The organism is Halomonas sp. ML-15 (assembly GCF_014779595.1).
GTDB lineage: Bacteria > Pseudomonadota > Gammaproteobacteria > Pseudomonadales > Halomonadaceae > Franzmannia.
In genome coordinates this window covers 237,185-260,859 of the sequence record NZ_JACXZT010000003.1, presented here as the reverse complement: position 1 = coordinate 260,859, position 23,675 = coordinate 237,185, and the positions used below count along the sequence as shown (strand labels likewise).

General features: G+C 65.0%; 18 protein-coding genes. 9 read left to right on the top strand and 9 right to left on the bottom strand.

The window, feature by feature from the left end; genetic code table 11:
* Positions 1-100: 100 nt before the first annotated feature.
* Genes queC through IEI94_RS04895 form a run of 4 tightly spaced genes read left to right on the top strand, consistent with a single transcriptional unit; the run spans position 101 to position 2,560 of the window.
* A complete protein-coding gene (queC, locus tag IEI94_RS04910) occupies positions 101-817 on the top strand; it encodes a 7-cyano-7-deazaguanine synthase QueC (protein ID WP_191166118.1) in 717 nt (238 codons plus the stop codon).
* A complete protein-coding gene (gene queE, locus IEI94_RS04905; protein ID WP_191166116.1) occupies positions 817-1,461 on the top strand; it encodes a 7-carboxy-7-deazaguanine synthase in 645 nt (214 codons plus the stop codon). The genes queC and queE overlap by 1 nt, the downstream gene beginning before the upstream one ends.
* Positions 1,458-2,294, top strand: coding sequence for a 6-carboxytetrahydropterin synthase (locus IEI94_RS04900; protein ID WP_191166114.1), 837 nt, complete (start codon positions 1,458-1,460; stop codon positions 2,292-2,294). Before queE ends, IEI94_RS04900 begins: the two co-directional genes overlap by 4 nt.
* Positions 2,291-2,560: a YkgJ family cysteine cluster protein gene (locus tag IEI94_RS04895; protein ID WP_191166112.1), complete on the top strand. Its 270-nt coding sequence runs from the start codon at positions 2,291-2,293 to the stop codon at positions 2,558-2,560. Before IEI94_RS04900 ends, IEI94_RS04895 begins: the two co-directional genes overlap by 4 nt.
* A 9-nt stretch (positions 2,561-2,569) precedes the next feature.
* On the opposite strand, the gene IEI94_RS04890 is transcribed toward IEI94_RS04895, so the two are convergent.
* From IEI94_RS04890 to IEI94_RS04880, 3 genes are read right to left on the bottom strand one after another with little or no spacing between them, the layout of a single operon-like run.
* Entirely contained in the window at positions 2,570-6,466 is a 3,897-nt protein-coding gene (locus IEI94_RS04890) for an AAA family ATPase (RefSeq protein ID WP_412030896.1), read from the bottom strand.
* 53 nt (positions 6,467-6,519) lie between these two features.
* Entirely contained in the window at positions 6,520-7,158 is a 639-nt protein-coding gene (locus tag IEI94_RS04885) for a tRNA-(ms[2]io[6]A)-hydroxylase (protein ID WP_191166110.1), read from the bottom strand.
* Positions 7,159-7,215: 57 nt separating this feature from the next.
* Entirely contained in the window at positions 7,216-7,650 is a 435-nt protein-coding gene (locus IEI94_RS04880) for a DUF1289 domain-containing protein (protein ID WP_191166109.1), read from the bottom strand.
* 302 nt (positions 7,651-7,952) lie between these two features.
* On the opposite strand from IEI94_RS04880, the gene acnB reads away from it, so the two are divergent.
* The 3 genes from acnB (at position 7,953) to IEI94_RS04865 (ending at position 13,204) form a co-directional block, all read left to right on the top strand.
* Complete coding sequence (gene acnB, locus IEI94_RS04875) at positions 7,953-10,556, top strand: bifunctional aconitate hydratase 2/2-methylisocitrate dehydratase (RefSeq protein WP_191166108.1); 2,604 nt, start codon at positions 7,953-7,955, stop codon at positions 10,554-10,556.
* A 193-nt stretch (positions 10,557-10,749) separates the two neighbouring features.
* Positions 10,750-11,238: a ribonuclease E activity regulator RraA gene (gene rraA / locus IEI94_RS04870; RefSeq protein ID WP_191166107.1), complete on the top strand. Its 489-nt coding sequence runs from the start codon at positions 10,750-10,752 to the stop codon at positions 11,236-11,238.
* Positions 11,239-11,326: 88 nt separating this feature from the next.
* Complete coding sequence (locus IEI94_RS04865) at positions 11,327-13,204, top strand: glycerophosphodiester phosphodiesterase family protein (protein ID WP_191166106.1); 1,878 nt, start codon at positions 11,327-11,329, stop codon at positions 13,202-13,204.
* A 52-nt stretch (positions 13,205-13,256) separates the two neighbouring features.
* On the opposite strand, the gene ggt is transcribed toward IEI94_RS04865, so the two are convergent.
* Together ggt and ppsA are read right to left on the bottom strand one after the other, a co-directional pair.
* Positions 13,257-15,023 carry a gamma-glutamyltransferase gene (gene ggt / locus IEI94_RS04860; RefSeq protein ID WP_191166259.1) on the bottom strand — a complete coding sequence of 589 codons (1,767 nt, stop codon included), beginning with the start codon at positions 15,021-15,023 and terminating at the stop codon, positions 13,257-13,259.
* A gap of 326 nt (positions 15,024-15,349) precedes the next feature.
* Complete coding sequence (gene ppsA / locus IEI94_RS04855) at positions 15,350-17,722, bottom strand: phosphoenolpyruvate synthase (RefSeq protein ID WP_191166105.1); 2,373 nt, start codon at positions 17,720-17,722, stop codon at positions 15,350-15,352.
* A gap of 200 nt (positions 17,723-17,922) precedes the next feature.
* On the opposite strand from ppsA, the gene IEI94_RS04850 reads away from it, so the two are divergent.
* Entirely contained in the window at positions 17,923-18,756 is an 834-nt protein-coding gene (locus tag IEI94_RS04850; RefSeq protein ID WP_191166104.1) for a pyruvate, water dikinase regulatory protein, read from the top strand.
* Here IEI94_RS04850 and IEI94_RS04845 read toward each other — a convergent pair.
* The 3 genes from IEI94_RS04845 to IEI94_RS04835 form a co-directional block, all read right to left on the bottom strand.
* A complete protein-coding gene (locus IEI94_RS04845) occupies positions 18,753-19,958 on the bottom strand; it encodes a CaiB/BaiF CoA transferase family protein (protein WP_191166103.1) in 1,206 nt (401 codons plus the stop codon). The genes IEI94_RS04850 and IEI94_RS04845 overlap by 4 nt on opposite strands.
* A 162-nt stretch (positions 19,959-20,120) precedes the next feature.
* The gene (locus tag IEI94_RS04840) at positions 20,121-21,302 is read right to left on the bottom strand and encodes an acyl-CoA dehydrogenase (RefSeq protein ID WP_191166102.1); all 1,182 of its coding nucleotides are present in this window, start codon (positions 21,300-21,302) and stop codon (positions 20,121-20,123) included.
* Between the two features lie 70 nt (positions 21,303-21,372).
* Positions 21,373-22,530 (bottom strand): enoyl-CoA hydratase/isomerase family protein, encoded by a 1,158-nt coding sequence (locus tag IEI94_RS04835; protein ID WP_191166101.1) that lies wholly within the window; start codon positions 22,528-22,530, stop codon positions 21,373-21,375.
* An 81-nt stretch (positions 22,531-22,611) separates the two neighbouring features.
* On the opposite strand from IEI94_RS04835, the gene IEI94_RS04830 reads away from it, so the two are divergent.
* The gene (locus tag IEI94_RS04830; protein WP_191166100.1) at positions 22,612-23,028 is read left to right on the top strand and encodes a MerR family transcriptional regulator; all 417 of its coding nucleotides are present in this window, start codon (positions 22,612-22,614) and stop codon (positions 23,026-23,028) included.
* 50 nt (positions 23,029-23,078) lie between these two features.
* Here IEI94_RS04830 and IEI94_RS04825 read toward each other — a convergent pair whose 3' ends face one another.
* Positions 23,079-23,657 (bottom strand): hypoxanthine-guanine phosphoribosyltransferase, encoded by a 579-nt coding sequence (locus IEI94_RS04825; RefSeq protein WP_191166099.1) that lies wholly within the window; start codon positions 23,655-23,657, stop codon positions 23,079-23,081.
* Positions 23,658-23,675 lie beyond the last annotated feature (18 nt).

Below are 23,675 nucleotides of genomic sequence, written 5' to 3'. Positions count from 1 at the left end.
TACCGGGACGGCCGGCGTATAGCCAGGCCCCAGCGGCGCCGCTACAATGGCGCCGCAACCGGACCGGACCCCGGACAAATTCTCCGACAGGGGCTTTCCCATGACAACCGATGCAAACTCCGCCGTGGTGATCTACTCCGGCGGTATGGACTCCTTTACGGTGCTTCACCGTGCACTGCGTGAGGGCCAGCGTGTCCACGCCCTCTCCTTCGACTACGGCCAGCGCCACGCCCGTGAGCTGGATGTCGCACGCCATGTCTGCGAGGGGCTGGCGATTCCCCACCAAGTCATCGATATTCGCGCCATCCACGGCCTGATCGACAATTCGGCGCTGACCGATGCCAGTCGCGACATGCCCAGCGGCGACTATGCCGCCGACAATCTGGCCGCTACCGTGGTGCCCAACCGCAATATGATACTGCTCTCGCTGGCCATCGCCCAGGCGGTCAATATCGGTGCGCCGAGGGTCTACTATGGCGCCCATGGTGGCGACCACGTGCTCTACCCCGACTGCCGCCCGGCGTTCGTCGACGCAATGAACGGGGTGGCGGCCATCGCCAATTTTGAGGCGGTAGAGATCGTCGCGCCCTACCTGCGGCGGGGCAAGGAGGAGATTCTTGCCGACGGGCTGGCCATGGGACTCGACTACGCCGAGACCTGGACCTGCTATCTGGGCGGAGAACTGGCCTGCGGCACCTGCGGCAGCTGTCGTGAACGCCTGGCAGCCTTTGCCGCTAACGGCATAAGCGACCCTATCGGCTATATGGAGCGGCCCGATAGCAACGCCTCGTCTCGCATTGATGGAGCGCCCAGCTGATGTATCACGTCAAGGAGGCTTTCTACACCCTGCAGGGCGAAGGCGCACGCGCCGGACGCGCCAGCGTGTTCTGCCGCTTCAGCGGTTGCAACCTGTGGAACGGCCGTGAGCAGGACCGCGCCACCAGCGTCTGCCAGTTCTGCGATACCGACTTCGTAGGTACTGACGGCCCGGGCGGCGGACGCTTCGCCAGCGCCGACGCTCTCGCCGACCAACTGCTCGACAAGTGGCCGACACCCGGCCACGGGGCCACCCCCTATGTGGTATTCACCGGCGGCGAGCCACTGCTGCAGCTCGACACCGTGCTGATCGAGGCCATGCATGCACGGGGCTTCGAGATCGCCGTGGAGACCAACGGCACCCTGGCGCCACCCGCCGGTATCGACTGGCTATGCGTTAGCCCCAAAGGCACCAGCCAACTGGCCGTGACCGCTGGTGACGAGCTCAAGCTGGTCTACCCCCAGCCGGACGCGCCGCCGGAGCGTTTCGCCGCACTCGACTTCCAGCACTTCTACCTGCAGCCGATGGATCTGGCCCCCCAGGGTGGCAATGGCACCACGCTCGACGCAACCCTGGCTTACTGCCTGGCCACGCCGCGCTGGCAGCTGTCGCTGCAGACGCACAAGATCGCGGGGTTTGCATGACGCTATTCGTGAATCGCCTGACCCAGCTCGATGTCTCGCTGTGGTGTCCGAGCCGCGGCTTGATCGGCGCCAGCTGGCACGCGGATGTCGAGCTCGACGGCAGTCTGGGAGAAGACGGCATGCTGTTCGACTTCGGCGAGGTCAAGCCGTGGATCAAGTCGCGACTGGATGGCGGCGCCGATCACACCCTGCTGGTGCCGAGCCGCGCGCCGGGCATCAGCGTCCAGGAGTGCCGTGAAGGGCTATCGATACGCACCCAGCTGCCTTACCCGATGGAAGTGCGTGGCCCGCGGCAGGCCTTTACCCTGCTGCCGTGGCAGGCCGTCAGCAGCGAGCGGCTCGGCGAGCATCTGGCCAAGGAGCTGATGCGGCGTCCACCGCCGCGGGTCGAGGCGATCCGCTTGGCGCTGCGCGATGAAGCCATCGACGGTGCTGCCTTTACCTACAGCCACGGCCTCAAGCGGCATGCCGGCAACTGTCAGCGCATCGCTCACGGCCACCGCTCGCGGCTCGAGATCTGGCGCCAAGGCCAACGCGATGCCGGCTTGGAAGCCCGCTGGGCGAACTGGCTGGCCGACCGCTATCTGGTCGACGCCGAGGATGTGATCGGCGACGACGACAGCGACACCCTGCACTGCCACTACCGCGCCCCCCAGGGCAATTTTGCGATGCGTCTGCCCCGGTCGCGCTGCGCCGTGCTGCCGTACCCGACCACCGTCGAGCACATCGCCGCCTGGCTTGCCGAGCGGGTTGCCAAGGAGTGCGGCGAGCGTATCAAGGTCAAGGCCTACGAGGGTATCGACAAGGGTGCCATGGCCGAGGCGGGAGCGTGAGCGAGGCGCGCAGTGAAGGCTGTCGGCCGGGCTGCGGGGCCTGCTGCATCGCCCCGTCGATCAGCTCGCCGATCCCCGGCATGCCGCATGGCAAGCCGGCCGGGGTACGCTGCGTGCAGCTCGACGACGCCAACCTGTGCCGGCTGTTCGGCGACCCGCAACGCCCGGCGGTGTGCCGGGCCTTCGACTTCGATATCGAACTGTGCGGCAGTCACCGCGACCAGGCACTGCAGCGCATCGATATACTGGAGCTCAGCACCGCCTAGCTGACCGACTCAGACATTATCGACGCTCGCCGGGACGCGCTGATCCAGCAGGTTGCGCCAGCGCATCAGCACCGGTGCATCGCTGTGCGACACCTCGCTGAGCAGCCGCCGGAAGTCGTCCCGCGCCTTGCCGTCGGACGCATCGATCAGCGTCAGCCACAGCTCCAGGGCATGCAGCTGCTGGTGCAGGTTCTCGTGTTCACGGGCCTGCGCCAGGGCTTGCTCGGCCAGGGCGCGAACCGCTTCGCGGGGATGCCCCAGATGGTGACGCACCCGCGCCAGCTGGGTGGCAATCTCCGGCAGGTAGAGCGAACCGCGCTCCTGAGCCACCAGCAGGCACTGATCGAGATAATCCTCGGCGCGCGCGTACTCGCCCAACGCCATGCAGGCATCCACGTACCACAGCACTGGACGCGTAAAGCGCTCGCGCCCGGTGACCTCCTCGAACTCCTCCATCCCCGTCTGCAGCATCACCAGGCCCTCACTGTCGCCGGCCAGGGCGCGCTGCCAGCCGATCAGGCTCTGGGATGACACCTGCCACAGATGCAAATCCGGGGTGCCGGTCATCTCGAAGGCACGCTGGGCGCGCATACCCGCCAGATGGACATGTCCCAGTTGACGATAGACCGCCGCCGAGAACAGTAGCGCCATGGCCAACGAGCCTGGGTGATTGAAACGCTCGGCAAGCCGAATCGCGGCTTCGGCCTGCTGCTCGGCACGCCGATAGTCGCCGCGCAGGCACAGCGCCCAGCCTTGATAGCAGGAAGCCGCGACCTGGGGGTGATCTGAGAACGGTAGCCACTCGATCAGCATCGGCTGGTTAAGTGGATCGATCTCCTCGAGATGATCATAGGCCTGGCGAATGCGGCCGGCCCAATATTCGCAGGTCGCCTGGGCATAGTCGGCGAGGCGTTGATAGCGCACGTCGTCGAGCCGGGCGGCCAGGTCGGCCAGATTCGAGGCCAGCGAAAAAGCATCGGCGTGGGCGTGACGCTGACTGCAGCCTACCCACAGGCCCCACTTGACCAGGAAACGCTGCTCCAGATCGATCTCCTCGTCGCCGTCATCGTCGCTCTCACACTCCATCAGCTCACGGGCGCGTACGAAGCTCTCGTGAGCGGTAGGCGAGCCATGCCCCTCCAGCGCAAAGGCGGCCTGGCCGCGCACGGTCAGCAGGCTGATCTCGCGCTCGCTCTGGTCGCTGACGTGGCGCAGGCTGGCAAGCCCGAAATCGGCCATCTTGAGGGCGGTGCGGTTGGCGCTGACCTTGAGCGCCTCACGGGCGGCCAGCTCGAAGTAGCGAGCGCCACGGGCATAGTGGCCGCTGCGCCTCAGGTGCGTGGCAAAGTCACCGGGATGGCGGCTGATCCACATCGGGAAGCGCTCCTCGATGAGGTTGACCACTTGCAGGTGAATGCGCATGCGCAGGTCACGGGGGCAGGAGAGGTAGGCGGCTTCCTGCAGCAGCTGATGGCTGAACTGGTAGTCGAATTCGCTGCCGCTGTCACAAGGTTCAATGACCTCGAGGCGACACATCTGCTCGAGTGCCTGCTTGAGGCGCGCCGACTCCCAGCCGCTGCACTCGACCAGGAAGTCGAGGCGGAACTGGCGCCCCAGCACCGCTGCCACATGCGCAATCTCGCGGTCGACATCGAGCTGGTCGATGCGACTGGCCAGCAGGCCCAGCAGACCGCGCGGCAGCTCGTCGATCTGTACGCTGCGCCCTTCGCGGCGATCCATGTCGAGCCTGCGGCAGATCTCCTGCAGATAGAGCGGCACACCGTCGCAGCGCTCGATCAGCTGACTTCGCAGCCGCGGGCTCAAATGCAGCCGGTAGCGGCGCGCCAGCTGCGACAGCAGCCGCGAGGACTGCAGCGCATCGAGGCGTCCAAGTGCTATCTGCTGATCCCAGTGCAACTTGGCCGGCAGTGGTTCACGACCGTGGTGGCTGGCCACTATCAGCAGCGGACAGTTGATCGGCAGCCGCGCCTGGAGGCCGGAGAGCACCTTGAACGAGGGCTCGTCGAGCCACTGCAGATCATCGACCATCATCACCAGTGGCCTTTCCTGGGTCAGCAGCTCGATGAGCCGCTGCATCAGGCTGACCACAAGTTCCACCGCTTCACCGCTCTGGGCCAGCGCCGAGACCTCCTCGGGCTCGCGCACGCCAAGCGCCTCCTCCAGCAACCGGCGCTTGCCCTCGTCCAGGCGCAGGGCCGGCAGCTGCTCGAGAAGCGCCCCGAACACCTCGCTATCGATATTTTCACCGAGGTGCCAGTGAAGCAGTTGGCGGGCCACGCCATAGGGCATCTGTACCGAGAGTCGCGTGGTCGGCTGCCAGCATACCGCGGCGTCGCGGCTCTGCTCGACCTGACGGAAGCCGACCAGCAGCGCTGACTTGCCCATCCCCGAGGCGCCACGTACCAATACGCTCTGACGCAGGCCGATACCGGCCCTGGCCAGAGCATCGCGCAGCTTGCGCAGCGCCGCTTCGCGGCCGATCAAGCTCGGCGGCAAGGCCTCTCGACCACCCTCATTGGCGCCCAGCACCAGTGCCCGCAGGCGAATCTTGCCGTCACTGGCCAGCAGTCGTGAGGAGAGCCGTGGCTGCAGGTCGAGTGCCGGCGGCATATGCTGGCTAGACTCCTGAGAGATCACCAGCTCGCTACCTTCCGCAGCGCTCATCAGCTCCAGCGACACCTGGGTGACCTGGCCGAGCGGATCGACCAGTTGACGCTCAGGCAGATACACCACCCGACCGCTGTTGAGCCCCGCCGCCAGCTCGAAGGTGGGCAGCGCCCCGTCGCCCTTCCAGTGCCGTGCACACTCGTCGGGCAGCGCCCGGCGGCAGTGTTCGTAGAGCGCTACCAGCTCGGCCAGTTGATGAGCCGGGCCATGGGTGCCGAAGCAGGCCAGCCCCAGGCCACCGGTGGCCCCCGTGAGCCAGAACCCGCCCAGGTGGTGGCACTGCTGCTCCAACCAGCGCATCAGCTCTATCTGCAGCGCCAGACAGGCGCGCGTCTCGGCGCGATCCTGCCATTCGCCCTTGAGGCGCAGGCGAATGGCCATCACCGACAGCTGGCGCTGCTCGATCTCATCGTCGCGCAGTGGCGAACTGTCGGCGGCAAGGGCCCGCGAGAAGGCGCCCTGGGGCGACAGGCGCTGCATGTCGCTCTTGCCATCCGACCAGTGGCGAGCCAACTGCAGGAAACTCGGCTCGGGCTGCTGGCCGGACAGCGCCAACAGCTGCAGATAAGCGTTGTACTGTTCGTGGGCCGCCGCCGATTGGCCCTGCTCGGCGAGCTGGCGCACCAGTCGTTCATGAAACGGGCCGTAACCGGAAAAGCGGCTGACCAGCCCCCGCAGCAGATGCTCGGGCACCTCATCATTGGCCTCGAGCACGGTTTCCGCATAGGCGATGACCCGCTGACGCCACTCGTTGCGCACGCGCAGCAGCCAGCGCTGAAACTCGGCGCAAGCCGATAGCTGCAACTCTTCGACCAGATCGCCACGATAGATATCGAGAATCGACTCGAGGTGGGTGATATTGGCCGGCGCGTCGAGCATCTCCTGCAATTCATGGAGATCGAACGCCCACTCGTCAGGTAGCTTGAAGGCGATCGTCTGACGCGACACCACCAGCACGCGCTCGGCCTGGTCACCCAGCGACTGGCGCAGACAGTGCAGCGCATGGCGCAGGTTGGTACGCCCTGACGAGAGTCCCTGGTCAGGCCACAGCAGCTCGGCCAGGGTCGAGCGATTGACCGGCTGCCGATGCAGCAACAGGTAGACCAGCAGCGCCTTGACCTTGTCATAGCTGAACTGGGAAAGGCTGTCCTCGCCGAGCATCAGAGAAAAGTGACCGAATAGCGCTAACTGCTCGTTGACAGGTGATTCCCGCATCATGATGGTTCCTGCGTTATTATCTGGTCAGTATGCCCCGCGCATGCCTGAGCCGCTCATGCGGCGCACGGCAAGCCGCTATGGAAGCGAAACTCGCTGTCCTCACGGTTGATCAAGTCGGCTTCACACTCGGCGAAGAAGACGATTCGCGCCTCGACTTCGGCATCGCCCCCCTCCACCGCGTAACGACGCGCCAGCATCAGATAGTCCTCGAAGTGGCGCCCTTCCGACTTAACCAGACTGCGATAGAACTTGGCAAGTTCAGCGTCGAGATGTGGAATCAGCCGCGCGAAGCGTTCACAGCTGCGCGCCTCGATATAGGCCCCGATAATCAGTATATCGACCAGCCGCGCCGGATCTTCAGGCCGCACGTGGCGACGCAGGCCCTCGGCGTAACGCGACGCGCTGAGATGGCGGTAGCTGACGCCGCGGCTCTCCATGAGCTGGATCACCTGCTCGAAGTGCAGCAGCTCTTCCCGCGCCAGCTGCGACATCTTGGTCAGTAGCAGTGGGCGGTCGACGTAACGGTACATCAGACTCATCGCCGTCGAGGCGGCCTTCTTCTCGCATTGGGCGTGGTCAATCAGCAGCAGGTCCTGATGCTCGAGCGCCGCCGCGACCCAGGCATCGGGCGTGGGGCAGCGCAGAAAGTGCATCAGCGAATCGGGTAGCAGCGCCTGCGAAGCGTCTTGCATAGTCAGTCTCTCTTGCATTGATGTAGCGGACCGTCGCGTCGGATGTAGACAATCTGTTCAAGGCTCGGCATCACTGCGCGCCTGAGCGGCCACACTGAGGGCGCGGTTGAGCGTCGCATAAAGCTCTGCCGGCGGCAGCATGCTCACCTCGGCACGTGGCGCCAAGCCGTAGCGATGCATGTCATTGATCCGCTGACGACCTACCCGGAGCAGCTCGACGGCGCGCGACAGCGCCGGCTGGTCAGGTCGAAAGCGAATCCGATGGCGCACCAGTTGAGCCTCCAGCAGTGCGGCATCGGTCACCGTCAGGTACCGCTCGGCCACCGTCACGCGCAAGGTGTCCAGCGCCTGCATGCGCGCTTCGCGCTCGGCGCCGTCGTAGCCTAGCCAGTCGCGTATCTCGCGATCGTGACGCTGGCAGCCACGGCAGGTGGTATCGCCCACGGTAGTCGAACACAGGCCCACGCAGGGCGACACGATTCGGCGGTTCATGGGCGTCCCTCACTGAATGACGACGGGTGAATTGACGGCGCCGATGGTACCGCGTCAAGCCGTCAGGGGCACCCTCGATATCGCCATTGCAGCCCCCACCCGAGGGCGCGCCGACCAAAGTTGAAGTCCCACCACGCCTAGTCTCCTTAACATTGTCGACAGTTTCACGTATGATCCGCAGCACCTATTCACACGGTTACTGCGAGAACCAGGACGGCATAGCGCCGGTGTCGACTACGGGGGCAACCGCACTCGGCACGCAGGTAACGTCCTGGCTTATGACACTTGATGAGGGCCCTATCGTGCTTGAAGCTTATCGCCAACATGTCGAGGAACGTGCCGCCGAGGGCATTCCGCCGAAACCCCTTAACGCCGAGCAGGTCGCAGCGCTGATCGAGCTGCTGAAGACGCCGCCGGCGGGTGAGGAAGAGTTTCTGCTCGAACTGATCACCGACCGCGTTCCCCCGGGTGTCGACGAGGCCGCCTACGTCAAGGCCGCCTTCCTCAGTGCCATCACCAAGGGCGAGGCCAGCTCGCCGCTGATCGACAAGATCCACGCGGTCAAGCTGCTCGGCACCATGCAGGGCGGCTACAACATCGCCACCCTGGTCGAACTGCTCGACAATGATGAGTTGGCCCGCGAGGCCGGCGAGCAGCTCAAGCACACCCTGCTGATGTTCGACGCCTTCCACGACGTGGCAGAGCGTGCCAAGGCCGACAATGCGGTAGCCAAGGACGTTCTGCAGTCCTGGGCCGACGCCGAATGGTACCTGGCCAAGCCGAAGCTCGAGGAGAAGGTCACCCTGACGGTCTTCAAGGTGCCCGGCGAGACCAACACCGACGACCTATCGCCGGCCCAGGACGCCTGGTCGCGCCCCGATATTCCGCTGCATGCCAATGCCATGCTCAAGAACCCGCGCGACGGCATCGAGCCGGAAGCACCCGGCAGCAAGGGCCCGCTGGCGCAGATCGAGGCAGTCAAGGCCAAGGGCTACCCGGTCGCCTATGTCGGTGACGTGGTCGGCACCGGCTCTTCGCGCAAGTCCGCCACCAACTCGGTGCTATGGTTCTTCGGTAACGACATCCCCTACGTGCCCAACAAGCGCACCGCCGGCTACTGCTTCGGCGGCAAGATTGCACCGATCTTCTTCAATACCATGGAAGACGCTGGCGCTCTGCCGATCGAGTTCGATGTCACCAAGCTCGAGATGGGCGACGTCATCGACGTCTACCCCTATGAAGGCAAGGTCTGCAAGCACGGCAGCGACGAGGTGCTCTCGACCTTCCAGCTCAAGACCCGAGTGATTCTCGACGAAGTGCGCGCCGGCGGCCGCATTCCGTTGATCATCGGCCGTGGCCTGACCGAAAAGGCGCGCAACGAGCTGGGCCTGCCGCCCTCCGACGTGTTCAAGACGCCGGAGCAGCCGGTCGACACCGGCAAGGGCTTCACTCTGGCACAGAAGATGGTCGGCAAGGCCTGCGGCATGGATGGCGTGCGTCCCGGCATGTACTGCGAGCCGAAGATGACCACCGTTGGCTCCCAGGACACCACCGGCCCGATGACCCGCGACGAGCTCAAGGACCTGGCGTGCCTGGGTTTCCAGGCCGACCTGGTGATGCAGTCGTTCTGCCACACCAGCGCCTATCCCAAGCCGGTGGATGTCGAGACCCAGCACACCCTGCCCGACTTCATCATGAACCGCGGCGGCGTATCGCTGCGTCCCGGTGACGGCATCATCCACAGCTGGCTGAACCGCATGCTGCTGCCCGACACCGTCGGTACCGGCGGCGACTCCCACACGCGTTTCCCGATGGGCATTTCGTTCCCGGCAGGCTCTGGCCTGGTGGCCTTCGCCGCCGCCACCGGTGTCATGCCGCTGGACATGCCGGAGTCGATCCTGGTGCGCTTCAAGGGTAAGCGTCAGCCTGGCGTCACCCTGCGCGATCTGGTCCACGCCATCCCCTACTACGGGATCAAGCATGGCCTGCTGACCGTCGAGAAGTCCGGCAAGAAGAACGCCTTCTCGGGCCGCGTGCTGGAGATCGAAGGGCTCGACGACCTCACCGTCGAGCAGGCGTTCGAGCTCTCCGATGCCTCCGCCGAGCGCTCCGCCGCTGGCTGTACCATCACCCTCTCCGAGGAGAGCGTTAGCGAGTATCTGAAGTCCAATATCACCCTGCTGAAGTGGATGATCGACAGCGGCTACGGTGAAGAGCGCACCATCCGTCGCCGCATCGCGGCGATGGAAGAGTGGCTGGCCAACCCCAGCCTGATGCGCGCCGATGCCGACGCCGAGTACACCGAAGTCATCGAGATCGACCTTGAAGAGATCAAGGAACCGATCCTCTGCGCGCCCAACGATCCGGACGACGCCCGTCTGCTCTCCGAAGTGGCCGGCGAAAAGATCGACGAGGTTTTCATTGGCTCGTGCATGACCAACATTGGCCACTTCCGCGCCGCGGGCAAGCTGCTCGAGCAGCAGCCGGCAGGTAGCCTCAAGACCAAGCTGTGGCTGGCACCGCCGACCAAGATGGATCAGCACCAGCTGACCGAAGAGGGCTACTACGGCATCTACGGTCGCGCCGGGGCACGCATGGAAATGCCGGGCTGCTCGCTGTGCATGGGCAACCAGGCCCGCGTGGCCGCCAAGTCCACCGTGGTCTCCACCTCGACGCGCAACTTCCCCAATCGCCTGGGTGACGGCGCCAATGTCTACTTGGCCTCTGCCGAGCTGGCGGCCGTCGCAGCGGTTGAAGGACGCCTGCCCAGCGTGGAAGAATACCAGCGTTACATGGGACAGTTCGATGCGATGGCTTCAGAGATCTATCGTTATATGAACTTCCATGAAATCGAGCAGTACCAGAAGGCTGCCTCGAATGTGATCCCGGTCGCTCAGGAAGCCTGATCGACCGAATCACACCTATCGTCGCCGATGCTCGCAACATCGATGGCACGCTGCCTGGCAGCGACCGCCATAGCCGATGACCGAAGCGCCCCGCTCAATGCGGGGCGCTTTTTATTGGCCTCATGCTGGGATATACCTACTAGTGGAAAGAGACATGACGTCCTTTCCTACGCCAGCTGCCAGGAGTAAGGCCATGAGCCATATCATCACCCCGGACATCTGCGATGCTCACCCCGAGGTACAGGTATTGGATCCTATCTTTCTCAACCTCGGCGGACGCGAAGCGTTCTGCGGCCCAGTGCGCACCATCAAGTGCTTCGAGGACAATACCCTGCTCATGCAGGCTGTCGCCGAGCCCGGTGACGGCGCCGTGCTGGTAGTCGATGCCGGCGGCTCGATCCGCTGTGCACTATTCGGCGACCGCCTCGCCGAACAGGCGCTCGAAAACGGCTGGGCCGGTGTGGTGCTCTACGGCTGTGTGCGCGACGTCGACGTCCTGGCGGAAATGGAACTGGGGGTACAGGCGCTGGGGGTGCACCCGCGGCGCAGCCAGCGCAACGGCGAGGGGCAGCGCGACCTCAGCGTGCAGCTTGCAGGCGCCTGCATCGCCCCAGGCCAGTGGCTGTACGCCGACAACAACGGCATCGTGATTGCCGAGGCGCGGTTGCCACTGGAGGCGTGACGCCTAGTGAGCTGCCATCCTCCTGCGATTGCCAAGCGCGCGCCGCAATGACAGGCTAGGTAAAGGATGCTCAACAATATGGATTGCCATGCTGTCACTGTCCCAGCTATACGGTGACGTGCTGCGCTCACTGCGTGAGCATATTCGCCCTCTGCTAGCCTACCACCTGTTCTTCACTATCCTCGCTTCGGCCGTCCTGCTGCCATCCGTGGCCTGGACCCTGACCACGCTGCTGAGTCAGTTCGGTCGTCCGGTGATCAGCAACGCCGAGTTGCTCGACATCCTGGTCTCACCAGGCGGCGTGCTGTGGCTGCTGGCCGCCATTGGCCTGACCTTCCTGGTACTCTACCTGCAGCAGGCTGGCATGATCCTGGTCGCGGTGCGCCCCCGCGATAACCACTATCGTCTGGCCTGGGAGGCCTTCTGGGGTAGCCTGCGCCGGCTACCCGCGCTGGCCGCTCTGGTGGTGGTACAGGTTGGCAGCCACCTGCTGCTGGTGTTACCGCCGGTGCTGGCGATCAGTTGGCTGTATGGCGTCTTCCTCGGCGGCCTCGACCCCTATTACGTACAACGAGTGCGCCCGCCGGCCATGTGGCAATTCCTGGCCGTCAGCCTGCCCCTGGTGATGATCTGGGGCAGCATCGCCGCCACGCTCTACTTCCGCTGGATCCTGGCCCTGCCTCTGGTGGTGCTAGAGGCGCTGAGCCCGCTGCGCGCCCTCAAACGCAGCCACCGCCTGACCCGCGGTCGACGCCGGCCGATTGCCGCCGCGGTGATACTGCTGTTGCTCGCCATCATGGCCCTGCCGTTCTTGATTACGGCACTGTTCGATCGCGTCTTCACGCCGATGCTGTGGTGGCTGCCGGAGCGCGATGCGGTACTGATACCGGCCATGCTTGCCTATCTCAGCGGCTATGTGCTGCTGACCCTGGCGGTGACTTTCGTCGGTATCGCGGCCAACAGCCTGCTCTCGGCGTGCCTCTACTTGCGCCTGGTGCACAGCGAACCCCGCCCACCGCGCCCCACCGCCGATGCTCACCCCGGCCGCTGGGCCTGGGCCGTAGAGCTAGGGGTCATCGCCTTCGCCATCAGCCAGGCGTGGCTGATCGTCAACAGCTTCGAGCTGCGCGACGAAGTGCTGATCACCGCCCACCGCGGCAGCTCCATGGCTGCGCCGGAAAACACCATGGCCGCCATTGATCAGGCTATCCTGGACGGCGCCGACTTCACCGAGATCGACGTCCGCCTCACCGCTGACGACCAGGTTATCCTCTACCACGACCGCAGCCTGCAGCGCCTGACCGGAGATCCACGCAACGTGCGCGACCTGACCATGGAGGAGCTGCAGCAGTTCGATGTCGGCAGCTGGTTCGGCGACGCCTTTGTCGGCGAGCGCATGCCGTCGCTGGACGACGCCCTGGCACGCACCCGGGTACAGAGCCCACTGATGATCGATCTCAAGCCCGACCCCGGCCGCGAGCTGGACCTGGTCGACGCCGTGTTCGAGAGCCTGGCCCGAGAGAACCAGGCGCGCGAGCGCTGTCGCGAGCAGGACGAAATCCCGGCAGAGGGCTGCGGCAGTGAAGACGTGCATGACGACGTGCTGATGGCGACCATGTCACCGTCACTGGTGCGCGAGATCAAGACCCGTGAACCCCAGGTGCGCACCACCCTGCTGGCACAGTTCGTACTGCCGGGCACGCTGGATCGCAGCAGCTTCGACGCCCTCGGACTACGCCACAACCGGGTCAGCGACGGTGAGATCCGCGCCGCACGCTACTACGGCTATGAGTTGCATACCTGGACGGTCAACGACCGCGCACGGATGTCGCAGCTGATCGATATGGGAGTCGACAATATCATTACCGACCGCCCCGACCTGCTCGCCGAGCTGCTTCACGACCGCCGCGAACTCAGCGATGGTGCGCTGCTGCTGGTCAAGCTGAGGAACTGGCTGAGGGGCTGATAGCGCCGAGCGCCGCGCGCAAGGCTGGACGCAGGGCGCCACCCGCTGGGCGTTACTCGCCCATTACCACCCCTTCCCGACGCGGGTCGGCGCCGCCGAATAACCCCTCATCGACCACCTGCAGGGCCTGCAGGCCGCTTACCAGTTCCCGCTCGCTGGCATCGTGGCCACGCTGGTTTAGGCCATCAATCACCTCGGCCGGGAAAGCGCCCTCCTCGAGGAACACCGGTCCGCCCAGGGTGATGGCATGGGGCAAGTTGAGGGCCTGCTGGGCGTCCAGCCCCCAGTCCAGCATCGCCACCAGCGCCTTGGCGGTGTAGTGGATGATCGCCGCGCCGCCTGGCGAGCCGAGGCTGGCCACCAGCGCATCGCTGTCGCGGTCGAATACCAGCGTCGGGCTCATGCTCGAACGCGGCCGCTTGCGCGCCTCGACGCGATTGGCGATGGGGTTGCCGTCGGCGTCCTCCGGGGTGAAGGAGAAGTCGGTGAGCTCATTGTTGAGCAAATAGCCGCCGGGCAGGCCAGTACCACCATCGGCCATGATCCGCGAGCCGAAGGCCGCTTCAATGGTGGTGGTCATCGCCAGGGCGTTGCCGTGCTCGTCAATGATGCTGATATGGCTGGTGCCATACTCCGGCTGATCGGGCTGCACTGCCCAGGCAGTGCTCAGTTCGCCCGGCTCCCCCGGCTCGGCACCGTCGCTGCCCAGGCTCTCCTCGCCGAGCAGCGCAGCGCGCCCGGAGAGATAGTGAGGGTCGAGCATGCTGTTCCAGTCGTTGCCCGGGGCCTCGACGAAGTCGGGGTCGGCGATATACTTGCCGCGATCGGCGAAGGCAAGCCGCGACGCCTCGAGGAACTGATGCAGCCAATCGACGCTGGGGCGATCCTCGTCGAGCGGCGCCTCCAGCTCAGGCAGGTGTTCGAGCACCCCGAGGATCTGCATGATGGTCAGATGCCCAGACGAGGGCGGAGGAAACCCACAGACTCGATAGGCTTGCCATTCGTTACACAGCGGCGTGCGCGTCTTGGCCGAGTAGCTGGCCAGATCCTCGAGGCTCAGCGTGCCGGGCCGCTCGGCGTGCCCCTGAACGCGGGACACCAGGTCCTCGGCGATGCTGCCGGTATGCAACGCCTTGCTGCCGTGTTCGGCAATCTCGCGAAGAATCGCGGCCAAGGCCGGATTCTTGAGCTCGTGTCCCTCCGCCAGCGGCTCACCATCCGGGTAGTAGAACGGCCCCGCCAGCGGGTCATCGCGCAGCCGCTCTTCGCCGGCCAGGCTGGTGTGCAGCCGCGGACTTACCGCAAAGCCCTGCTCAGCCAGCGCAATGGCCGGCTCGAACAGCGCCGCCCAGGGCAGCTCACCGTGGCGCTCGTGGGCCAGCTGGAGCATGCGCACCGTGCCCGGCGCCCCCACCGAGAGGCCACTGGCAGCGGCGTCCATGAAGGCCAGCGGTTCGCCATCCTCATCCAGAAACAGCTCACCGTCGACATCGCCTGGGGCCGTCTCGCGGCCGTCGTAGGCCTGTACCGCCTCGCCGTTGTAGTGCACCAGGAAGGCCCCACCGCCAATCCCGCTGGACTGCGGCTCGACCAGGGTCAGCACCATCTGCACCGCAATCGCCGCGTCGACCGCGCTGCCGCCGGCCTTGAGCACCTGGTAGCCGGCGTCGGTGGCGAGCGGATTGGCGGCGGCCACGGCAAAGCGCTCGGTGGCCCAGCCGGGCTTCTCTTCGCTGCCGGAGCTGACTTCCGGGGCGATCGCCGGGATATCGTAGTCGAAGGGCACCTCGGCCTGGGCCGCGAACGGTACCCCAAGCATGACGGCCACAGCCCAAGGCAGCAGGCGGCGGCGGAAGCGAACGGGAGAGAGGGGCATGCGACAGGCTCCTTGTCGTTAACATTGTGGGAGAGACTGACAGCATAGACGAAAAGCGCCCGCTCGATGGGGTCGCCGAGCGGGCACTTGCTAGCATAAGCGTCAGGGATAGGTCGAAGAGGGGGTTTGCGCCATGGATGGCGCAAGGTAGCGCCCAGGGATGGGTTCACAGCGCCCCCTCGTAGGCCTATCACTGATGCCCCTGAGCACTGACCTCTTAGGCCCCTCGCTAATAGCAAAGACGGTGGTGTGCCCGGTCAACTAGGCTGCTATCCCAGCGTTTCGCCGGCCAGCATAAACCAGGTCTCGAGCACCGCGTCCGGGTTGAGCGACACCGAGTCGATGCCCTGCTCCATCAGCCACTTGGCCAGCTCGGGATAATCCGACGGGCCCTGGCCGCAGATGCCGACGTACTTGCCCTGGGCCTTGCAGGCCTGAATGGCCATCGCCAGCAACTTCTTGACCGCCGGATTCCGCTCGTCGAACAGGTGGGCGACGATACCCGAGTCGCGATCCAGCCCCAGGGTCAGCTGGGTGAGGTCGTTGGAGCCGATGGAGAAACCGTCGAAGTGCTCCAGGAACTCGTCGGCGAGCAGCGCGTTGGCCGGCAGCTCGCACATCATGATCACCTGCAGGCCCCTGTCGCCGCGTTTCAGGCCGTTGGCGGCCAACAGGTCGACTACCGCCTTGCCCTCATCCGGGGTGCGCACGAAGGGCACCATGATTTCGACGTTGTCGAGGCCCATCTCGTCACGCACGCGCTTGAGCGCCTGGCACTCGAGCTCGAAGCACGGCCGGAACACCTCGGAGATATAGCGCGAGGCGCCGCGGAAGCCGAGCATCGGATTCTCTTCACCGGGCTCGTAGAGCTTGCCACCGATCAGGTTCTCGTACTCATTGGACTTGAAGTCCGACAGACGCACGATGACCCGCTGGGGATAGAAGGCCGCGGCCAGCGTCGAGATGCCCTCCACCAGCTTGTCGACGTAGAAGCTCACCGGATCGGCATAGCCGGCGGTACGCAGGTCGATGCTCTGCTGCAGGTCGAGGGGCAGCCGGTCATAATCGAGCAGCGCCTTGGGGTGCACGCCGATCATGCGGTTGATGATGAACTCCAGACGCGCCAGGCCCACGCCGGCATTGGGCAGGCTGGCGAAGCTGAAAGCGCGATCCGGGTTGCCGACGTTCATCATGATCTTGAACGGGATCTCGGGCATGGCGTCAACGCTGGAGACCTTGCGGTCGAAGGCCAGCAGCCCTTCGTAGACGTTGCCGGTATCACCTTCGGCACAAGACACCGTGACCTCGCGACCATCACTGAGTACCGCAGTGGCGTCACCGCAGCCCACCACCGCCGGGATGCCGAGTTCGCGGGCGATGATCGCCGCATGACAGGTGCGTCCGCCGCGGTTGGTGACGATCGCCGAGGCGCGCTTCATGATCGGCTCCCAGTCGGGATCGGTCATGTCGGTGACCAGCACGTCGCCATCCTTGACCTTATCCATCTCATCCGGCGTCAGAATCACCTTGACCGCACCCTGCCCGATGCGCTGACCGATGGCCCGGCCGCTGACCAGGGTGCGCCCCTTCTCCTTGAGCTGGAAGCGCTCGAGCTTGCCGCCCTCCTGCTGAGAGACCACCGTTTCGGGGCGCGCCTGGACGATATAGAGCTTGTCGTCGTCACCGTCCAGCGCCCACTCGATGTCCATCGGGCGCTGATAGTGCTGCTCGATGATCACCGCCTGGCGCGCCAGGTCCATGACCTGGGCATCGCTGAGGCAGAAGCGACCCCGGTCGGCGAGCGGCACCTCGACGGTCTCCACCGACTTGCCGGCGCTGGTGTCGTCGGTGTAGACCATCTTGATCAGCTTGGAGCCAAGATTGCGGCGCAGCACCGCAGGCCGACCAGCGGCCAGCGTCGACTTGTGCACGTAGAATTCGTCGGGATTGACCGCGCCCTGCACTACCGTCTCGCCGAGGCCCCAGGAGGCGGTAACGAATACTGCGTCGCGAAAGCCCGACTCGGTGTCGAGGGTAAACATGACGCCGCTGGCGCCGGTCTCGGAGCGCACCATCTTCTGCACCCCGGCGGAGAGCGCAACGTTTTCGTGGGCATAGCCGCGATGCACGCGGTAGGAGATGGCGCGGTCGTTGAACAGCGAGGCAAACACCTCATGCACCGCTCGCTTGATATTGTCGAAGCCTTCGATATTGAGGAAGGTCTCCTGCTGGCCGGCGAAAGAGGCATCCGGCAGATCCTCGGCGGTGGCCGAGCTGCGCACGGCGGCCTTGAGGCTCGGGTGCTTGGCTTCCATCTGCTGGTAGGCGTCGCGCAGTGACGCTTCGAAGGCCGGCGGCAGCGGCGTATCGATGACCCACTGACGGATCTCGGCACCGACCCGCGCCAGCTCGGCGACATCGTCCACATCGAGACGCGCCAGCGCCTGGTTGATGCGCTCATTGAGCCCTTCATGGGCGAGAAACTCGCGGTAGGCGTGGGCGGTGGTGGCGAAGCCGCCGGGGACGCTGACGCCGGCCCCAGCCAGGTTGGAGATCATCTCGCCCAGCGAGGCGTTCTTGCCACCGACGCGTTCGACGTCATTCATGCCCAGCTGGTCAAACCACAGAATGTACTCTTCCACGAGACCCCCTTGTTCAGGTGCGGGATACCGCTTGTGGCGGTATGGGCGCAAGGCGCGGCGTTGCCGCTAGCAAAGTGTGCGTCACCCTACCAAGCCATGGTCGTATTCGCCATTGGTCTAACAGCGAAGTCACTGGAGGATTTTTACAACACGGGGGGTTTTGTGTAGTAATCGCTGCACCGCGACCAGACGAGACCGCCATGACCCGCACCGCATTTTTCATCTCCGACGGCACCGGCATCACCGCCGAAAGCCTCGGGCGCAGCCTTCTTGCCCAGTTCGAGAGCGTCGAAATCCGCATGCTCACCAAGCCCTACATCGACAGCGTCGACAAGGCCCAGGCGCTGGTCGAGGTGATCAATGCCACCGCGGTGCGCGACGGCGCCCAGCCGATCATTATCGATACCATCGTCGATGCCGCCATCCGCGATGTGATCAGCCAGGCCAGCGGCTTCAAGGTCGATATCTTCTCGACCTTTCTGAAGCCGCTGGAGAAGGAGCTGGCCACGCGCTCGACCTACAGCGTCGGCAGCACCCACTCCATCGGCCGCGACGATGCCTATATGAATCGCATCGATTCGGTGCACTTCGCCCTCGACAACGATGACGGAGCGCGTACCCACCAGTACGACAAGGCCGATATTATCCTGGTCGGGGTGTCACGCTGCGGCAAGACACCCACTTCGCTCTACCTGGCCCTGCAGTTCGGCATTCGGGCCGCCAACTACCCGCTCACCGACGACGATCTCGACGAGGACGGCAGCCTCAAGCTGCCACCGGCCCTGGCACCGTTCCGCCACAAGCTGTTCGGGCTGACCATCGACGCCCGCCGGCTGGCGGCAATACGCAGCGAACGGCGCCCCAACAGCCGCTACTGCTCGATGGACCAGTGCATGCAGGAGGTCCAACAAGCCGAGGGGCTGTTTCGCCAGATGCATATCCCCTTTATCGATACCACGCGCTTCTCCATCGAGGAGATCTCGACGCGGATGATCGCCGATACCGGCCTCAGCCGGCGCTTCTCGCCGCGCTAGGCAATGATGCCCTGCTGACGCAGCGTGTCGATCTGCTCGGCGTTGAGCCCCATCTTGCCGAGCACGCTGTCGCTGTCCTGGCCGAGCCCAGGTGGAGCGCGCCGGCTGGTCTGGCTGTCGCCGTCGAAGCGCAGCGGACTGCCTATCTGGGGCACGGCGTTGCCGTCCCGCTCAAGGGTGGTCACCATGCCACGGTGCAGTACCTGGGGGTCGTGCAGCGCCTCGGAGATGGTATTGATCGGCCCGGCGGGAATGCCGTGGCGTTCGAAGTCGGCAAGCCAGGCGTCCCGTGAGCGCGTCGCCAGGCAGGCCTCTATCAGCGGCACCAGCGTCTCGCGATGGGCGACCCGTGCACCGTTGGTGGCATAGCTCGGGTCGCTGGCCCACTCGGGGTGGCCCAACAGGGTGGCGAAACGCGCGAACTGGCTATCGTTGCCTACCGTCAGCACCAGATAGCCATCGGCGCAGGCAAAGGCCTGATAGGGCACGATATTGGGGTGAGCGTTGCCGTGGCGCTGGGGATCGCGCCCCGAAACTAGGGTATTGAGCGCCTGGTTGGCCAGGGTCGCCACCTGCACGTCGAGCAGCGCCACGTCGACGTGGCGGCCGCGCCCGGTGCGGGTACGCTCGTCGAGGGCCGCCAGCACACCGACACAGGCATACAGGCCGGTCATCACGTCGGTGATCGCCACACCGGTCTTCATCGGCAGCTGATCGGGGTCGCCGGTAACGCTCATCAGACCGCCCATGGCTTGAATCATGAAATCGTAGCCGGCGCGGTGAGCATAGGGCCCATCCTGGCCAAAGCCGGTGATCGAGCAGCCGATCAGCCCGGGGTTGAGCTCGTTCAAGCTGGCGTAATCGAGACCATACTTCTTGAGGCCACCGACCTTGAAATTTTCCAGCAGGATATCGGCGCGGGAGGCCAGCTCGCGCACCAGCGCCTGGCCCTCGGGGCGGGTAATATCTACCGCCAGCGACTGCTTGCCGCGGTTGGCGCACAGGAAGTAGGCTGCCTCCAGCGGATCGCCGGCGGCGTCCTCCAGCCATGGCGGCCCCCAGCTGCGGGTGTCATCGCCGCTGCCGGGACGTTCGATCTTGATCACCTGGGCCCCCAGATCGGCCAGCAGCTGGCCGGCCCAGGGGCCGGCCAGCACGCGGGACATATCGAGTACCAGGCGTCCCTCAAGCGGTCCGCTCATCGGGAGCTCCTTATACACTCGGGGCTGATCCAGCAACAAGCTTGCGGGGAGGCGCTATAAACCATCCCTGGGCGCTACCGATGCCATCCATGGCATCGTAACCTCCCCTTCAGCTTATTCCTGGCGCCCCTCGTTATCGTCGGCGGGCTGTATGTAAACAGATCAGTTGGAAAAGGCCTGGATACCGGTCTGGGCACGGCCCAGAATCAGCGCGTGAATATCGTGGGTGCCTTCGTAGGTGTTGACCGCCTCGAGATTCATCACATGGCGAATCACGTGGTACTCGTCAGAGATGCCGTTGCCGCCGTGCATGTCCCGCGCCACCCGCGCGATATCCAGCGCCTTACCGCAGTTGTTGCGCTTGATCAGCGAAATCGCTTCGGGCACCAGCTGGTCGTCGTCGATCATGCGGCCGACGCGCAGCGCCGCCTGCAGCCCCAGCGCGATTTCGGTCTGCATATCGGCGAGTTTCTTCTGGATCAGCTGATTGGCGGCCAGCGGGCGGCCGAACTGCTTGCGATCCAGGGTATACTGTCGCGCCGCATGCCAGCACGCCTCGGCGGCCCCCATGGTGCCCCAGGCGATACCGTAACGGGCGCGGTTGAGGCATGAAAACGGCCCCTTGAGGCCCTTGACGCCAGGTAGCATCTGCTCTTCTGAGACCTCCACGTCCTGCATGGCGATCTGCCCCGTGATCGAAGCGCGCAGGCTGAACTTGCCCTCGATCTTGGGCGCCGAGAGGCCTGCCATGCCCTTCTCGAGGATAAAGCCGCGCAGGTCGCCTTCATCATCCTTGGCCCACACCACGAAGACGTCGGCGATGGGGGAGTTGGTAATCCAGCTCTTGGTACCGTTGAGCTTGTAGCCGCCGTCGATCTTGGTGGCGCGGGTGCTCATGCCGTTGGGATCCGAGCCGTGGTCCGGCTCTGTGAGGCCGAAGCACCCTACCCACTCGCCACTGGCAAGCTTGGGCAGATACTTGTCGCGCTGGGCGTCGCTGCCAAAGGCGTGGATGGGGTACATCACCAGGCTCGACTGCACGCTCATGGCGCTGCGGTAGCCGGAGTCGACCCGCTCCACCTCTCGGGCGATCAGGCCGTAGCTGACGTAGTTGAGGCCGGCGCCGCCGTAGCCATCCATGGTAGCGCCGAGCAGCCCCAGCTCGCCCATCTCGTTCATGATCTCGCGGTCGAAGTGCTCGTGGCGGTTGGCTTCCAGCACTCGCGGCAGCAGCTTCTCCTGGCAATAGTCGTGGGCGGTCTGATAGACCATCCGCTCGTCTTCGCTGAGCTGGTCGACGAGGCGAAACGGGTCTTCCCAGGTGATCGGGGTAATCTGGCTCATGGTGGCTCCGGGATTGCAGCGTTAAAATTTCTACATTTTTATAAAATGTAGAATAAAAAGCAGCAAAACGCTAGCCCCCTGTGACACTGTCCCCCTCACGCCCAAGCGCAACCAGAGGGTGATGCTCCTCCTGCCAGACGCTGCGCAGCATCGCGTCCACCTGCGCGGCTGGCACGCTCGCCACCTCAGGGTGGGACCAGCGCGGGCGCTTGTCCTTGTCGATCAGCAGGGCGCGCACGCCCTCGGCCAGGTCACCCTCGAGACAGCAGCGCAGCGACAGGCTCAGTTCATCGCGCAGCGCCTCGGAGAGGCTGGCGTGACGGTGTCGCCTCAGCATCCCCCAAGCCAGCTGTGCGGTGAGCGGACAGCCCTCGGCCAGCCGACGACGGTTGGCGACCAGCCACTCGTCCTGCTCCGGATCGGCGAGAATCGCCGCACTCGCCTGGGCGGCATCGGCGGCACTGGTGAGCTGCTGGAGATGGTCGCGCCAAGGCCATAGCTGGGCACGTGGCGCCAGGTCACGATCGGCCACCGCGGCGAGCGCCGTACAGATGGCACGATCATGTGCCAGCAGGTCGCCGCTGGCGCCATAGTCGGCGCGGCACAGCTCATCGATCAGGGCATCACGCCGCTGGGCGGGCACCAACTGGTCCGCCAGGCCCAGATCCAGCGCATCGCGAGCATTTAGCTGGGCACCGGTGAGCGCCAGGTAGGCGCCGATACCCGGCGGCATGCGGTTGAGAAACCAGCTGGCACCAACGTCCGGGTAGAGCCCGATGCTGATCTCAGGCATCGCCAGCCGCGAACGCTCGGTGACCAGCCGGTGCCGGGCCCCGGCCAGCAGCCCCATGCCGCCGCCCATCACGATGCCGTCGCCCCATGCCAGCAGCGGCTTGGGGTAGGTATGCAAGCGGTAGTCGAGGGCATATTCGGCGCTGAAGTAGCGCACCACATAGTCCCGCGCGGTTGCCGCTTCGCCCTGCAAGGCCCGATACAGCGCGACGATATCGCCGCCGGCGCAGAACGCCCTGTCGCCAGCCCCCTCCAACCATACCGCCACCACGCTGTCGTCGTGCTCCCAGGCTGTCAACTGCTGGTCGAGGGCTTCGATCATGGCAAGCGTGAGAGCGTTGAGGGAGCCCTCGGCATCGAGGGTCGCCACGCCAATGCGCCGCCCGTCTTGGGTCGGCCAGAGGGAAAAGCGCACGGGAGATGAGGGAGTGGACATTGGGCCTCCTGGCAGAGTAACGGACGCCCACAGCATGCTCGGTGATTTACGTTAACGTCAACGCCGAGTATCCTGACAGGCATGACATCCGACAGCACCTCTCTGCCCCGCACCTACTCGATCAGCGAGCTCGCGCGCATGTTCGAGGTCACCCCGCGCACCATCCGCTTCTATGAGCAGGAGGGACTGCTCGAGCCCCAGCGCCGCGGCCAGATGCGGATCTACCTCGACAAGGACCGAGTGCGTCTCAAGCTAACCCTGCGCGGCAAGCGGCTGGGCTTTTCACTGGCCGAGATCCGTGAGGTGATCGAACTCTATGACGCCCTTCCCGATGGCAATGCCCGCCAACTACAGCGGCTGCTCGAGCTACTCGCCGAGAAGCGCGCCAATCTGCAGCGCCAGGAGGAAGACATTCGCTTGATGCGCAAGGAGCTGGACGACGTCGAGGGCCGCTGCCGCGAGGCCCTGGAGGCACTGCCCGAAAACAGCGAGGACTGACCCTCGGGCCAGCCCTCATCGATCAACTGCGGCGGAACCCGCCTCCTACATCACAATCCCTTGGGCGCGAAGATCCCCGGCGCGTTACGCCAATAGCCCTTGTAATCCATGCCGAAGCCGAACACATAGCGGTCGACCACTTCCAGGCTGCAGTAGTCTGCGGTGAGCCTGGGCACCGCCTTGCGGTCGTGGCGCTTGTCGACCAGTACCGCAGTGGAGATGCTCGCCGCACCGGCCTCCTCGCAGTAGCGCAGAATTGCCGCCAGCGTCGCACCCTCGTCGAGAATATCGTCAACGATCACCACGTGGCGCCCAGCCATGGGAATCTCCGGCGAAACGCGCCAGAATAGTTCGCCGCCGCGCGTGGCTCCGCGGTAGCGGGTGGCGTGCAAGTAGTCCACCTCCAGGGGGAAGCCGAGCCGGGTCAGTAAATGGCCAGTGGTAATCAGGCCGCCGTTCATCACGCAGTAGAACACCGGCAGCTTGTCGCCCAGGTCGGCGCTGATCTCGTCGGCCATGCGATCGAGGGCGCGCTCGACATCGGCCTGGGTGATCAGGCAATCGGCGTTGTCCATCACCTCGCGCATGGTGGTGAGAGAGTCATGGGTATGTGGATCGAGAGTAGACATCATTGTCCTGGGTCGCAG

What these genes read in the sequence shown, in the direction of transcription:
- IEI94_RS04890 (WP_412030896.1), bottom strand. Translation starts at nt 6,466, where the DNA reads ATGATGCGGGAATCACCTGTCAACGAGCAGTTAGCGCTATTCGGTCAC.
- IEI94_RS04885 (WP_191166110.1), bottom strand. Translation starts at nt 7,158, where the DNA reads ATGCAAGACGCTTCGCAGGCGCTGCTACCCGATTCGCTGATGCACTTT.
- rraA (WP_191166107.1), top strand. Translation starts at nt 10,750, where the DNA reads ATGAGCCATATCATCACCCCGGACATCTGCGATGCTCACCCCGAGGTA.
- IEI94_RS04830 (WP_191166100.1), top strand. Translation starts at nt 22,612, where the DNA reads ATGACATCCGACAGCACCTCTCTGCCCCGCACCTACTCGATCAGCGAG.
- queE (WP_191166116.1), top strand. Translation starts at nt 817, where the DNA reads ATGTATCACGTCAAGGAGGCTTTCTACACCCTGCAGGGCGAAGGCGCA.
- IEI94_RS04865 (WP_191166106.1), top strand. Translation starts at nt 11,327, where the DNA reads ATGCTGTCACTGTCCCAGCTATACGGTGACGTGCTGCGCTCACTGCGT.
- queC (WP_191166118.1), top strand. Translation starts at nt 101, where the DNA reads ATGACAACCGATGCAAACTCCGCCGTGGTGATCTACTCCGGCGGTATG.
- IEI94_RS04845 (WP_191166103.1), bottom strand. Translation starts at nt 19,958, where the DNA reads ATGAGCGGACCGCTTGAGGGACGCCTGGTACTCGATATGTCCCGCGTG.
- IEI94_RS04850 (WP_191166104.1), top strand. Translation starts at nt 17,923, where the DNA reads ATGACCCGCACCGCATTTTTCATCTCCGACGGCACCGGCATCACCGCC.
- IEI94_RS04880 (WP_191166109.1), bottom strand. Translation starts at nt 7,650, where the DNA reads ATGAACCGCCGAATCGTGTCGCCCTGCGTGGGCCTGTGTTCGACTACC.
- IEI94_RS04835 (WP_191166101.1), bottom strand. Translation starts at nt 22,530, where the DNA reads ATGTCCACTCCCTCATCTCCCGTGCGCTTTTCCCTCTGGCCGACCCAA.
- ggt (WP_191166259.1), bottom strand. Translation starts at nt 15,023, where the DNA reads ATGCTTGGGGTACCGTTCGCGGCCCAGGCCGAGGTGCCCTTCGACTAC.
- IEI94_RS04900 (WP_191166114.1), top strand. Translation starts at nt 1,458, where the DNA reads ATGACGCTATTCGTGAATCGCCTGACCCAGCTCGATGTCTCGCTGTGG.
- IEI94_RS04840 (WP_191166102.1), bottom strand. Translation starts at nt 21,302, where the DNA reads ATGAGCCAGATTACCCCGATCACCTGGGAAGACCCGTTTCGCCTCGTC.
- IEI94_RS04825 (WP_191166099.1), bottom strand. Translation starts at nt 23,657, where the DNA reads ATGTCTACTCTCGATCCACATACCCATGACTCTCTCACCACCATGCGC.